Annotated in this window: 12 protein-coding genes; 11 read left to right on the forward strand and 1 reads right to left on the reverse strand. The window is 68.5% G+C overall.

All coding sequences use genetic code 11. From position 1 onward, the window contains the following. Positions 1-1,313 (forward strand): HNH endonuclease signature motif containing protein (locus B5X90_RS15325; protein WP_079554528.1); only part of this gene is annotated, 1,313 nt, incomplete at its 5' end. A gap of 60 nt (positions 1,314-1,373) precedes the next feature. On the opposite strand, the gene B5X90_RS15330 is transcribed toward B5X90_RS15325, so the two are convergent. Further along, positions 1,374-2,021: an acVLRF1 family peptidyl-tRNA hydrolase gene (locus B5X90_RS15330; RefSeq protein WP_079554530.1), complete on the reverse strand. Its 648-nt coding sequence runs from the start codon at positions 2,019-2,021 to the stop codon at positions 1,374-1,376. Positions 2,022-2,085: 64 nt separating this feature from the next. On the opposite strand from B5X90_RS15330, the gene B5X90_RS15335 reads away from it, so the two are divergent. The 10 genes from B5X90_RS15335 to aroC all read left to right on the forward strand — a co-directional run bounded on the left by B5X90_RS15335 (position 2,086) and on the right by aroC (position 13,233). Then, the gene (locus B5X90_RS15335; RefSeq protein ID WP_079554532.1) at positions 2,086-3,624 is read left to right on the forward strand and encodes a replication-associated recombination protein A; all 1,539 of its coding nucleotides are present in this window, start codon (positions 2,086-2,088) and stop codon (positions 3,622-3,624) included. A gap of 265 nt (positions 3,625-3,889) precedes the next feature. Further along, a complete protein-coding gene (locus B5X90_RS15340; RefSeq protein ID WP_079554535.1) occupies positions 3,890-4,288 on the forward strand; it encodes a cupin in 399 nt (132 codons plus the stop codon). 188 nt (positions 4,289-4,476) lie between these two features. Next, positions 4,477-5,103, forward strand: a complete 627-nt coding sequence (gene rpsD / locus B5X90_RS15345; protein WP_018773157.1) for a 30S ribosomal protein S4 — start codon at positions 4,477-4,479, stop codon at positions 5,101-5,103. 179 nt (positions 5,104-5,282) lie between these two features. Next, positions 5,283-5,657, forward strand: coding sequence for a DUF948 domain-containing protein (locus B5X90_RS15350; protein WP_018773156.1), 375 nt, complete (start codon positions 5,283-5,285; stop codon positions 5,655-5,657). Positions 5,658-5,677: 20 nt separating this feature from the next. Next, entirely contained in the window at positions 5,678-5,944 is a 267-nt protein-coding gene (locus tag B5X90_RS15355) for a DUF6167 family protein (RefSeq protein WP_223916699.1), read from the forward strand. Between the two features lie 175 nt (positions 5,945-6,119). After that, positions 6,120-8,798: an alanine--tRNA ligase gene (gene alaS, locus B5X90_RS15360; protein ID WP_079554537.1), complete on the forward strand. Its 2,679-nt coding sequence runs from the start codon at positions 6,120-6,122 to the stop codon at positions 8,796-8,798. A gap of 10 nt (positions 8,799-8,808) precedes the next feature. Further along, positions 8,809-9,393, forward strand: a complete 585-nt coding sequence (gene ruvX, locus B5X90_RS15365) for a Holliday junction resolvase RuvX (protein ID WP_079554539.1) — start codon at positions 8,809-8,811, stop codon at positions 9,391-9,393. Then, entirely contained in the window at positions 9,390-11,108 is a 1,719-nt protein-coding gene (gene mltG, locus B5X90_RS15370; RefSeq protein ID WP_079554541.1) for an endolytic transglycosylase MltG, read from the forward strand. Before ruvX ends, mltG begins: the two co-directional genes overlap by 4 nt. Further along, positions 11,105-12,007 carry a shikimate dehydrogenase gene (locus B5X90_RS15375; RefSeq protein WP_079554543.1) on the forward strand — a complete coding sequence of 301 codons (903 nt, stop codon included), beginning with the start codon at positions 11,105-11,107 and terminating at the stop codon, positions 12,005-12,007. The genes mltG and B5X90_RS15375 overlap by 4 nt, the downstream gene beginning before the upstream one ends. 26 nt (positions 12,008-12,033) lie before the next feature. Then, on the forward strand, positions 12,034-13,233 hold the full coding sequence (aroC, locus tag B5X90_RS15380) for a chorismate synthase (RefSeq protein WP_079554545.1): 1,200 nt from the start codon (positions 12,034-12,036) through the stop codon (positions 13,231-13,233). The last annotated feature ends 7 nt before the right edge of the window (positions 13,234-13,240 follow it).

The following is a 13,240-nucleotide window of genomic DNA, read 5'->3' on the forward strand; positions in this document are numbered from 1 at the left end:
TCTCCTGGGCCCACGCCCGGATCCTCGTGCAGGAAACCGCCGGCCTGGACCGGGCCGGTACGGCCGGGCTCGAGGCGCACTTCCTGGACCCCGACGCGCCGAACCCGGCCCGCGGCTGCCCGGCCGGGGAGCTCGTGGCGTCCCGGTTCCGGGTCAAGGCACGTACCTGGCGTGAACGCCACCACCGGGCCGGCATCGAGGAACGCCACGCCACGTCCGCCGCGGACCGGCGGATCGAGTACACCCCGGACCGGGACGGCATGGCCTGGCTCTCGGCCTATTTCCCGGCCGACACCGCCGCCGGGATCTGGGAACGGGCCACCGCCGCCGCCCGCGCCCTGCAGGGCCCGGACGAGCCCCGGACCCTCACCCAGCTCCGCGCCGACCTCACCGCCACCTGGCTCCTCACCACCGGCAACCAAAGCACCGAAAGCACCGGCGCCGCCGGCGGAACGGCCGACGGCGGCACCTGCCCCGGCGCGGCCGGGGGTGGTACCGGCACGGGTACGGGCACGGGGGCGGATGCGGCCGGGGGTGGTGTTCCGGTCCCGCGGGCGCAGGTCCTGGTCACCGTCCCGGTGCTGGCCCTGCTCGGCGCCACCGAGGAACCCGCCACCCTGGACGGGTACGGGCCGATCCCGCCCTCGATGGCCCGCCGCCTGCTCGCCGACGGCGCCGGCTCCTTCCACCGGGTCCTGACCGACCCCCGGGACGGCGCCCCGCTGGAAATCGGCAGGAGAAGCTACCGCCTCACGACCGCCCAGCGGCACTGGCTCCGGCTCCGCGACGGCCGGTGCCCGTTCCCCGGCTGCGGCAACCACTCCCTGGACAACGAGGCCGACCACCTCCTGGCCTGGGCCGACGGCGGCACCACCGGGATCTCCAACCTCGGCCAGCCCTGCCCGAAACACCACCGGCTCAAACACGCCTCCGCCTGGACACCGGCCGGGGCCAGCAAAGACCACCCGCCGGGCTGGACCTCACCGGCAGGACGCCACTACCCCAGCGAACACCAGGACTGGGAACCACCCCACTGGCCCGGGCACTGGGACGCACCCCGCTGGCCCGAGCACTGGCTGCCCCACATCCCGGCCCCAGACGAACCCGGCCCGGAATCCGGCACCGACACAGGCCCGGACCAAGGCCATCCCGGGGATCCGGCCCCAGGCCTGCCCCCGGACCCCTTCCCGGACTGGCACCAATTCACCGCAGGACACCACTTTCCAGACATTGACACGGAAACGGACGATCCGGGCTGGGCAGCACCCGCGGACAGCCTTTCCGCGGCCGGCCGCCTGTTCCACTGCGCGTGATCGACCCCCGGGCTCCGTCATGTTGGCGCCCGAAGACCAGCTGTGGGCAACGGGTAACTGCTACGCCTGCGGGTCAGTCACCAGGATCCGCACGGAGCACAGCTCCGCGGCGGCCTTCTTCAGTACCGCCGCGCGTGGATCCGGAACGTCCAGGAACGCCAGTCGCGTCAGGCCTGCGTAGCGCCTCAGCACGGGTTCGGCGAGCACTTGGTCCGCCAGGGTCCGGTCGCCGCCGGGCGCGAGGTATTCGACGCGGTGCTCTGCGAAAATCCGTCCGGCGTGCTCGGCCACTGCCTCTACGAGGGCATCGGCCTGGTTGGCGCGCCGCCGGGCAAAACGCTGCTGGGACCAGCCGCCGGCAGCCGTCCGCGACTGGACGTGGCGCGTGCCAGTCTTGGACGCCAGCACGGTCCCGGCGCTGACCACAGCCACCGAATATCCGCCGCGGCGGACCAGGACGGCGCCGATGCTTCGGGTCTGTGCGGCGAGCGAGGCAAGGCGGGAGAGAGCGTCCTGGCCGTTCCCCGGCCGGCCGTCCGCGGGCCAGGGCGCCCGGAGGACGGCCACGGCGCCGTCGGCGGCGCGCAGCTGCAGGCCGGCGTCGAGCTCCTCCTCCACCAGCGCGCCGTGGCTCGCGGCGAAGCGCTCCACCCAGCCAGGCAGCCGGTCGCCGGAGACGAAGGCCACACGGGTCTCGGGGCTGGACATGGCAGGTACTCCGTTGCGGGGATGGGGGTGCGGGGGCGGCAGGAACTAGAAGTAGCCTATCTATGTGGATGATCTCTTTGGTGCAGGGCGGGACAACGCCGACGGTAGCGACGACTTCGGCGCAGCCGAGGGTGCCGCCGACGAGTCCGGCCATGCACGGGGCCAGGCCCGGTCTGCCGCCGGCTCAGCGTCGCCGCGGAGCCCCCTCGCCGTCCGGATGCGGCCGCGCACCCTCGATGATGTCGTGGGCCAGCAGCACCTCCTCGGCCAAGGTTCCCCGCTGCGCCAGCTGGCGGCCGGCTCCGACGCGACCGGCCCTGCCGGACCGAGCTCGGTGATCCTCTGGGGTCCTCCCGGCACCGGCAAGACCACGCTTGCCCATGTGATTGCCAAGGGTCCCGGCAGGAAATTCGTCGAGCTCTCGGCCATCACCGCCGGTGTGAAGGACGTCCGCCGCGTGATGGACGAAGCCCTGACCGCGCGGGACCTCTTCAAGACCACCACCGTCCTCTTCCTCGATGAGATCCACCGCTTCAACAAGGCACAACAGGACGCGCTGCTCCCCGGCGTCGAGAACCGCTGGGTGGTGCTGGTGGCGGCCACCACCGAAAACCCGTCGTTCTCTGTCGTCTCTCCTTTGCTGTCCCGCTCGCTGCTGCTGACCCTGAAACCCCTTACCGACGCCGACGTCGAGGCCCTGCTGCAGCGGGCCGTTTCGGATGTCCGCGGCCTCAACGGCAAGGCAGAACTCAGCGATGACGCGCTGGCGCACCTGGTGCGGCTCTCCGGCGGCGATGCCCGCCGGGCCCTGACCGCCCTCGAGGCGGCGGCCGGGGTCGCCTTCGGTGACGCAGACGACGTCGACGCAGCCGATATCAGCAAGGCCGATACGGGCACAGCCGGGGCCGACGCAGCCGATCCCAGCACAGCCGGTGCTCACCCAGGCGGCGCAGGAGAGGCGGAGCCCGTCACGATCCAGTTGCGGCACACGGAGCGCGCCCTGGATGTTGCCTCCGTGCGCTACGACCGGGCCGGGGACCAGCATTACGACGTCGCCAGCGCGTTCATCAAGTCGATCCGGGGTTCCGACGTCGACGCCGCGCTGCACTACCTTGCCCGGATGCTGGAGGCGGGTGAGGACCCCCGGTTCGTGGCCCGCCGGATCGTGATCTCGGCGGCCGAGGACGTCGGCATGGCTGACCCGACGGCGCTGCAGACCGCCGTCGCGGCCGCCCAGGCCGTGCAGCTGATCGGTATGCCGGAAGGCCGCATCATCCTCGCCGAGGCCGTCGTGCATCTGGCCACGGCACCGAAGTCCAACGCCGCGTACATGGGCATCAACCAGGCGATCGCCGACGTCCGCGCCGGGCTCGGGAACGGCATCCCCGCCCACCTGCGCGATGCCCACTACCCGGGCTCAAAACAGCTCGGCCACGGCAAGGGCTACAAATACGCCCACGATGCCCCGCACGCCGTCGCAACCCAGCAGTACCCGCCGGACGACCTCGTCGGGCGCAACTACTACGAACCCACCGGCAACGGGGCCGAACGCGACATCGCCACCCGGCTCGAGCGGCTTCGGAGAATCATCCGCGGCACCTGAAAAGTACGTGAGCGGCACGTGGAACGCCCGTGACCAGCGGCTGGCCGGCAGCGGACCGTGGCGCCGGAATCCGCCGTTGACATAGGGGCCAAGAGGTCTAACGTGGAATTACGGCAGCACGGATCTGCTGACCGTCCGTGCGGCGCAGGGGACAGCGCGGTCACATGCCGGCTCCCGCTACCCGGAGCCCGGAACGGCAGCCGGCTTCGCTCCATCCCAGGTCATCCACCGCGAGCGTTCCCGCCCCGTCCCCAGCAGGTGCCCCATGAGTATTAACTTCGTTACAGCCATGGCAGTGAAGTCCTTCGATGTGCCGGACAAGAAACGGTGCCCGGACAAGGCCGAATTCGACCTCTGCACAGTGAACGACTACTCGGTGGCCCGGCTGATCCTGGGACCGGGCTGGCGGTGGTCCGTCAACACCAGACCCTACGAGCGGACCGACGTCTGCCTGCACCACCATCTCGGCTTCTGCATTTCCGGTGAAATGGAAGTCGAAACGGCCGAAGGCCTGCGCTCCACGATCCACGCCAATGACACCTACGCGATTCCGCCGGGTCACGACGAATGGGTGGTGGGCCCGAATCCGTTCGTGGCCGTGGAATTCCTGGGGGCGGCGTCCTTCGGTCGCAGCGGCGCCCGGGGAGTGCACGCCAGGATCTGACGCCAGTCCGCCGGCCCGGATCTGGTAGGCTTGTTCGTTGTCTGGCAAGGCACGGACGCACAATCCATTGAATCTTCGCATTTGATGAGGGTTGCCCTGTGCCCAGTAGCAAAAGGCAGCGGTTGGCCGATGCTCTCCATCGTGGAGGCCAGTAACACTGACACACCGCAGATATTGGAAGGACACAAGTGGCTAACAACACTCGTGCTCGCCGTACCGCACGCCTTTCGCGCGCACTCGGCATCGCTCTGACCCCCAAGGCCGCCAAGTACATGGAGCGCCGCCCGTACGGCCCCGGTGAGCATGGCCGTGCCCGCAAGAAGCAGGACTCCGACTACGCCGTACGTCTGCGCGAAAAGCAGCGTCTGCGCGCCCAGTACGGCATCCGCGAAGCCCAGATGACCCGTGCCTTCGAAGAAGCACGCCGCACCAAGGGCCTGACCGGTGAAAACCTGATCGAACTGCTCGAAATGCGTCTCGACGCCCTCGTGTTGCGTGCCGGCTTCGCCCGCACCATCGCCCAGGCCCGCCAGCTGGTTGTGCACCGCCACATCCTCGTTGACGGCATCCGCGTTGACCGCCCGTCTTTCCGCGTCGGCGAGGGCCAGCTGGTCCACGTTCACAGCCGCAGCGAGACCATGCCTCCGTTCCAGGTTGCAGCAGCCGGCGCTCACCGCGACGTCCTGCCGATCGTTCCGGCCTATCTGGACGTCAAGCTTGACGCCCTGCAGGCCCGCCTGGTGCGTCGCCCCAAGCGCTCCGAGATCCCCGTGACCTGCGAAGAGCAGCTCGTCGTGGAATTCTACGCACGCTAATTCAAAAGGCATCACCTACAAAGAAGCCCGTGGCAAGCGCCGCGGGCTTCTTTGTATGTAAGGTACTTGGGGGAGTTCCCCGGGAGCAGGCTCTGCCTGCCGGTTTAAACTGGCGGTCGAAACCGTCGGAACCGACGCAACAAGCAGGTATCCACTGCAGTTCAAGGAGATGAGTGTCTATGTCTGGTGGCGATATTGCCGGCCTGATCGCGGCTGGAGTGTTTGCACTGCTGGTCCTGCTGCTCGCCGTGCCGATCCTGAAGCTCGGGGGCGTGTTCGACGAGATGCGGACCACCATCCGCTCCATCAGCGACGGCGCCACCCCGCTCATGGACGAGGTCACCGCCACGGTGACCACCACCAACGAGCAACTGAAGAAGGTTGATGGCATCTCCTCGAACGTCTCGGACGCCTCCGCCAACATCTCGGCGCTGTCCTCGCTCATGGCCGCCACCGTGGGCTCGCCGCTGATCAAGGTGGCAGCCTTCAGCTACGGCGTGCGCTCCGCCTTCAGCACCCGCAAAAAGCCCGCCACCGGCCGCCGCAGCCGCTAAACCCTCCGGGAGCACCTGACATGAACAGAATCATCTGGATGGGAATCGGCGTCGCGATCGGCGTTATCGCCTTCCGCAAAGTCACCGAGGCCCAGTCCGCCCTCGGCCCCGAGGGACTGAACCGGGCCGTCGGACGGCTGGCGGACGGCCTGCTCGATTTCGCCGATGCCGTCCGCGATGGCATGGGGGAGCGGGAGTCGGAACTCCGCACGGCGCTCGGGATCGAGACCGCAACTGACCTCGCTGCCGGCGGCACCGTCGCCCGCCGGGATGCGGTCCGGCGCTAGCCGGGAGAGAATTAGTAAGTAAGGTGCCCGTCGCCGGGGGCGACGGCGCGCCGACGCCCCCGGCGACGGGCACCAGATTGACGGGCCCGGATCAGTGCCGGTCCCCAGCTTGTCCCGCGCAGCACAGACGCGGGCCACATAACGCAGTGAATATTGAAGGGTAAGAAAACAGCTCATGAAGTCGCAGGAGATCACCAAGCGCTGGATCGACTTTTTTGTCAGCAAGGGGCACACCGCCGTGCCTTCCGCCTCCCTGGTCTCCAGCGACCCGTCCCTGCTGTTCACGGTCGCCGGCATGGTCCCGTTCATCCCGTACCTGACCGCCCGTGAGGAGGCCCCCTACCAGCGGGCCACCAGTGTGCAGAAGTGCATCCGGACCGGTGACATCGAGGAAGTGGGCAAGACCGCCCGCCACGGCACGTTCTTCCAGATGTGCGGCAACTTCTCCTTCGGCGACTACTTCAAGGAAGACGCCATTAAGTTCGCGTGGGAGCTCCTGACCACCAGCGTGGACGACGGCGGTTACGGACTGCCGCCGGAGCGGCTTTGGGTCACCGTCTATGAAGAGGACGACGAGGCCGAACAGCTGTGGCTGAAGAACACCGGCATGCCGGCCGAGCGGATCCAGCGCATGGGCAAGTCCGATAACTACTGGTCCACCGGCCAGCCCGGTCCGGCCGGTCCCTGCTCGGAGATCTACTACGACCGCGGCCCGTCCTACGGCGTCGAGGGCGGCCCCATCGCCGATGAAAACCGGTACGTCGAGATCTGGAACCTCGTGTTCATGCAGTACCAGATCGACAACGTCCGCTCCAAGGTGGACTTCGACATCACCGGAGAGCTGCCCAAGAAGAACATCGACACGGGCCTGGGCATGGAGCGCCTCGCGATGATCCTTCAGGACGTCGAGAACATGTACGAGACGGACCAGGTCCGCCCCGTGATCGACCGTGCCGCGGCCCTCTCCGGCCGGGAGTACACCTCCGCGGAGTCCGCCGACGACCCGCACCACACGGACGACGTCCGCATGCGCGTCGTTGCCGACCACATCCGCTCGGCCCTCATGCTGATCGCCGACGGCGTGACCCCCTCCAACGAGGGCCGCGGCTACGTGCTGCGCCGCCTGATCCGCCGGGCCGTCCGCTCCATGCGCCTGCTCGGCGTCGAAAAGGCCTGCCTGCCGGAATTGCTGCCTGCCTCGCGGGACGCCATGAAGGGTGTCTACCCGATCGTCGAGACCGACTTCGATCGCATCAGCCGGATTGCCTACGCCGAAGAGAAGGCGTTCTTGCGCACCATCGCCTCCGGCACTGCGCGCCTCGAGGACGCCGTCAAGGAGTCCAAGGCCGCCAACCAGCCGCTCTCCGGCGCCGACGCTTTTGCCCTGCATGACACCTACGGCTTCCCGATCGACCTCACCCTGGAAATGGCCGAAGAGGCCGGGCTGAAAGTCGACGAGCCCGAGTTCCGCAAGCTCATGCTTGAGCAGCGCCAGCGCGCCCAGGCCGACGCCAAGGGCAAGAAGGGTTCGCACGCTGACCTCAGCGCGTTCCAGGAGCTGCTGTCCGCCGGCGAGACAGTATTCACCGGCTACACCGAGCTCCAGGGCGAGTCCAAGGTCCGCGGCATCCTCTCCGGCGGCCGGAAGGTCGCCCAGGCCTCCACCGGCGATGAAATCGAACTGGTCCTGGCCGAGACGCCGTTCTACGCCGAAGCCGGCGGCCAGGCTGCCGACACCGGGCTGATCACTGGCGACGGCTTCGTCGTCGAGGTCCTGGATGTCCAGCGCCCCGTCAAGGGCCTCAGCGTCCACAAGGCAATCGTCCGCGAGGGCGAAATCGGTGCCGACTCGCTGGTTCAGGCCGCCGTGGACCGGGAACGCCGCCACGCCGCGGAGCAGGCCCACACCGGCACGCACATTGTGCACGCGGCCCTGCACCAGATCCTCGGCCCGGAAGCCCTGCAGCGCGGCTCCTTCAACAAAGCCGGCTACCTGCGCTTCGACTTCGCGTGGGGTGAGGGCCTGAGCGCCGCCACCCGGTCCGAGATCGAGGAAGTCTCCAACATCGCCATCCGCAACAACTTCCGGGTGGAGACCAAGATCATGGGGCTCGCCGAGGCCAAGGCGCTCGGCGCCATGGCACTGTTCGGCGAAAACTACGGCAACGAGGTCCGCGTCGTGGAAATCGACGGCGCCTGGTCCCGGGAACTCTGCGGCGGCACCCACGTCGAAAACACCTCGCTGATCGGCAGCCTGTCCCTGCTCGGCGAACAGTCGGTCGGCTCAGGAAACCGCCGCGTCGAAGCCTTCGTTGGCATGGACGCGTTCCGGCACCTCGCCGCGGAGCGGGCGCTCGTCACCGAGCTCACGGAAATGCTGAAAGTTCCCTCCGGGCTGCTCGCGGACCGGATTTCCAGCACCCTGACGAAGCTCAAGACGGCCGAAAAGGAACTCGAGCGGCTGCGCAAGGAGCAGCTCACGGCCGCCGCAGCCCAGCTGGTCGGCACCGCCCAGGATGCCGCCGGCGTCAAGGTCATCGCGCACGACGCCGGCCAGGTCAGCGGCGCGGACGACCTGCGCGGCCTCGCCCTGGACCTGCGGACGCGTCTCGGCTCCGAGCCCGCCGCCGTCGCGGTGGCCGGTGTCAGCAACGACCGTCCCGTGATCCTGATCGCCACGAACGAAGCCGCCCGGGCCGCCGGAGTCAAGGCCGGTGCCCTGGTGCGCCTCGCAGCAGGCATCCTCGGCGGCGGCGGTGGCGGCAAGGACGACGTCGCCCAGGGCGGCGGGACTGACGCCGCCAAGGTCGGCGCTGCCCTCGGCGCCGTCGTGGACGCCATTACCAGGCGATAGCGGATCCCACGTGTCTGAAGCTGCTGTGGCCGGCGTCTATCCCCGGGGTGTGAAGCTCGGGGTGGACGTCGGCACCGTCCGTGTGGGCGTGGCCGTGTGCGACCGCGACGGAATCCTGGCGACGCCGCTGCGCACGCTGCAGCGGAACGTGAAAAAGAACACCGACGTGCGGATCCTGGCCGCGCTGGCCGCGGAGCTGGACGCCGTGGAGATTTTCGTAGGTCTGCCGCGCACGATGAAGGGCGAAGAGCACGCCTCCGCCAGGATGGCGACCGAATACGCGCAGCTGCTGGTACTGGCCCTGCAGGACGCCGGATCTGAGGTGCCCGTGCGCCTGATTGACGAGCGGCTCAGCACCGTGAGCGCCCACCGCAACCTGCACGAAGCTGGCATGAGCAGCAGGAATCACCGTACAGTTGTTGATCAGGTTGCGGCGGCAGGTATTCTGCAACATGCGATTGATATGCAAAAGGCCAGGGGAACGGAGGTCGGAAACCGCGTGTACGCGGAGTCTGCGCCGGGGCCGACCGGAGACGGCGCACAGACCGGCCCGGCAGTACAGACGCACTCTTCAGAAAATGGAAGGCTACAGTGAGCCCGGTCAACAGTGATGACTCCACCGGTGACGCCCTTGGTGGCGCCGGCCGACCGCTGACGCGCAAAGAAATCCGGGCCCGGGAAAAGCTTCTGGCCACCCAGGGTCACAATGTGATCCCGCCGCAGGCTTTTGAGACGGGACCGGATGTGCCGGCAGCGGCACCAGCACAGGACAGCGAACTGCCGCAGGCCGCCCCGGAACTTCCCGACGCGGCGCCGACCGTGCACGAAGAAGCCGTTCGTGAAGAGCCCGTGCACGAAGAGGCTGCTCATGAAGAGCCGGTGCATGAAGAGCCCGTGCACGAAGAAGCCGTTCGGGAAGAGCCCGTGCACGAAGACTTCACGCAGCTGATCCCCGTCCGCGATGTACCAGGCCACGAAGCGCCTTTCCGCGAGGAGCCCGTCCGCGAAGACGCTGGCCATGAGGACGTCGTCTATGCGTCAGCGGGCCGGCTCGGCTACGGGGCCAGCCACGATGCGGCTGCCCAGGACGCCGGCGTCCACGATGGCTACGCTCCGCACCCCCACGACGCTCACCATCTCTATGACAATTCCGGTGATCCCCAGGCACAGCCGCACCCGGAGGCTGAGTACCACGTCGACCCGGGCGAGGAGCTGATGGCCGGAGCGGCCCGCTACGACAAGGGACCGTCGAAGAAGGTCCGCCGCCGGCGCCGTTTCCTGGCCCTGGTGCTCACCCTGACGGTCTTCGTCGTCGCGATCGCCGTCGGCGCACAGTTCCTCAAACCGCTCCTGGGCGGGGACACCATGGCCGACTACCCGGGCCCCGGAACCGGCGAGGTCACCATCACGGTCGAACCCGGCGCCGGCACGCGGTCTGTGGCCACCGAGCTGCAGTCGAAAAAGGTCGTGGCCAACGCGGACACCTTCCTCAAGGAATTCACGGCTTCCGGCGGTGCCCTGAACCCCGGCACGTTCTCGATGCGCCAGGAAATGAAGAACTCCGACGCCGTGGACGTCCTGCTCAACAAGGGCCAGAGCAAGGTCATGTACTTTGCGCTCAGCGCCGGGCTGCGGATCGGCGAATCCCTGCAGGCGATTTCCGAGGGCACCGGGATTCCTGTTCAGGACCTGAAAGCGCTCAGCGATGCGCCCGCGCAGTTCGGCGTCCCGGCCAAAGCCAAGAACCTCGAAGGCTACCTGGCGCCGGGGGAGTACCGCTTCCCGTTGGGCTCCTCCGCCAAGGACATTTTGCAGAAGCTCGTCGGCAGCACCCAGGATGAACTCAAGGCCCAGGGCGTCACCGATCCCGCGAAACAGTACGACGTCGTGACGGTGGCCAGCATCGTCCAGGCCGAAGGCGGCCAGGCCGAATATGGTGACGTCGCCGGCGCCATCTACAACCGCCTCAAGCCCAACAACACCGAGACCAACGGGCTCATCCAGTCCGATGCCACCGTCACCTACGGCCTGGGCATCCGCAGCTTCCACATCGACGAGGCCCAGAAGGCCGACAAGTCGAACCCGTACAACACCTACGCCAACCAGGGGCTGCCCGCCGGACCCATCGGTTCTCCCGGCAAGACGGCCATTGACGCGGCCGCCAAGCCCAAGTCCAACAGCTTCCTCTACTGGGTCACCATCAACCTGGACACCAAGGAGACCAAGTTCTCCAAGACCCTGGCGGAACACAACGGCTATGTGGCGCAGTACAACGCCTGGTGCGAGGCCAACCCCGGACGCTGCGTATGACGCTGCGGGCGGCCGTCCTCGGGCATCCCATCAGCCACTCGAAGTCGCCGGCGCTGCACCGGGCCGCGTACGCCCACCTCGGCGTCGACATCGCCTACTCGGCCATTGACGTGACCGAGGCCGCCCTGCCGGATTTCATGCGGCAGGTCAGGGCCGAGGCGCGCGCTGACGGTTCCTGGCGCGGCCTCTCGGTCACCATGCCGCTCAAATCGGCCATGGTCGCGGAAGTGGACGAAGCCCGCGGCGTGGGAAGCGCACTCGGGGTCGTTAACACTGTTGCGTTCGAGTCCGAGGGCGAAGCGACCCGGCTGGTCGCGTACAACACCGACGTCACCGGGATTGTCAACGCGCTCCGGTATGCGGGGGCAGCCTCGGCGCCCAACGCCGTGATCCTCGGCGGGGGCGGGACCGCGGCAGCAGCCGTCGCGGCGCTCAAGGAACTGGGGGCGGTGTCCGCCGAAGTGTTCGTCCGCGATGTCAGCCGCGCGGCAGAGGCCCGCGCGGCCTCCGCCGCCGTCGGCGTCCCCATCCGGGTGCTTCCCCTCGCGGGCGCGGCAGCCGCCGTCGCCGCGGCCGACGTCGTCATCTCCACGCTGCCGCCCCGCGCGGCAGACGCACTGGCCGGGGAACTGGCCGAAGAGCTGGCGGCGCATCCGTCGAGTGCCCTGCCGGCGCATGGCAGCCCGGGCGTCCTCCTGGACGTCGCCTACGATCCATGGCCCAGCAGGATCGCCGCGGTCTGGCAGGAAGCCGGCGGCACGGTGGTCCCCGGACTGGAAATGCTGATCTACCAGGCCGTGGAGCAGGTGCGGCACTTCACCGGGCTGGGCGAGGCCCTCCCGGCCGGAGTCACAGATGTGATGTGTGACGCAGTCGGGGCGCCCCGACGGGTGTTCTAACCGTCCGACATGGCAGGATGGAATGTATGTTGCGTTGGTTGACTGCCGGAGAATCCCATGGCCCGGCACTGGTCGGAATAATTGAAGGCGTGCCCGCCGGTGTGGAACTCACCAGCGCCCACATCAGCGAGGCGCTGGCCCGCCGCCGGCTCGGCTATGGCCGCGGCGCCCGGATGAAATTCGAGCAGGACGTGGTCACGATCCTCGGCGGAGTCCGCCACGGCCTGACCCAGGGCGGCCCCGTCGCCATCCAGGTCGGCAACACCGAATGGCCCAAGTGGGAACAGATCATGTCCTCCGATCCCGTGGAGCCCGAAATCCTGGCCGACCAGGCCCGGAACGCCCCGCTGACGCGCCCGCGGCCCGGCCACGCAGACTTCACCGGCATGCAGAAATACGGCTTCGACGAGGCCCGCCCGGTCCTGGAGCGCGCCAGCGCCCGCGAGACGGCCACACGGGTGGCGCTCGGCACGGTCGCAGCGGCCTTCCTCAAGCAGCTCGGCATCGAGCTCGTCTCGCATACCGTATCCATCGCCAGCGTCGCTGTGCCGGAAGGCCGGCCGCTGCCGGTGCCCGGCGACGTGATCGCCCTGGACGCCGACCCGCTGCGCTGCTTCGACCGCGAAACCTCGGACGCCATGGTGGCCGAGGTCGACGTCGCGCACAAGGAAGGCGAAACCCTCGGCGGCGTCGTCGAGGTGCTTGCCTACGGCCTCCCGCCGGGACTCGGCAGCTATGTCCACTGGGACCGGCGCCTCGACTCGCGTCTGGCGGCGGCCCTCATGGGCATCCAGGCCATCAAGGGCGTTGAAGTCGGCGACGGCTTCCTGACCGCCGCGCGCCGCGGCTCCGCCGCCCACGACGAGATCGTCAAGGACGCGGACGGCAAGATCATCCGTACCTCCAACCGCGCAGGCGGGATCGAGGGCGGTATGAGCATTGGCGATGTCCTGCGCGTCCGTGCCGCCATGAAACCGATCGCCACCGTGCCCCGCGCGCTCAGGACGGTCGACGTCAGCACCGGGGAGGCCGCCAAGGCCCACCACCAGCGCTCCGACGTCTGTGCCGTGCCCGCCGCCGGTGTGGTGGCCGAGGCCATGGTGGCCCTCGTGATCGCCGAAGCGGTCGCGGAAAAATTCGGCGGTGACTCCGTGCAGGAGACCGCCCGCAACATCAAGGGTTACCTGGACAGCATTCCGGCGTCCCTGGACTCGATCGGCCACTAGTGCCGGC

Source organism: Arthrobacter sp. 49Tsu3.1M3, assembly GCF_900168135.1.
Taxonomy (GTDB): Bacteria; Actinomycetota; Actinomycetes; order Actinomycetales; family Micrococcaceae; genus Arthrobacter.

Coding starts and splice junctions, on each gene's coding strand:
- aroC (WP_079554545.1), top strand. CDS start 12,034: ATGTTGCGTTGGTTGACTGCCGGAGAATCCCATGGCCCGGCACTGGTC.
- alaS (WP_079554537.1), top strand. CDS start 6,120: ATGAAGTCGCAGGAGATCACCAAGCGCTGGATCGACTTTTTTGTCAGC.
- B5X90_RS15350 (WP_018773156.1), top strand. CDS start 5,283: ATGTCTGGTGGCGATATTGCCGGCCTGATCGCGGCTGGAGTGTTTGCA.
- B5X90_RS15355 (WP_223916699.1), top strand. CDS start 5,678: ATGAACAGAATCATCTGGATGGGAATCGGCGTCGCGATCGGCGTTATC.
- B5X90_RS15340 (WP_079554535.1), top strand. CDS start 3,890: ATGAGTATTAACTTCGTTACAGCCATGGCAGTGAAGTCCTTCGATGTG.
- B5X90_RS15375 (WP_079554543.1), top strand. CDS start 11,105: ATGACGCTGCGGGCGGCCGTCCTCGGGCATCCCATCAGCCACTCGAAG.
- B5X90_RS15330 (WP_079554530.1), bottom strand. CDS start 2,021: ATGTCCAGCCCCGAGACCCGTGTGGCCTTCGTCTCCGGCGACCGGCTG.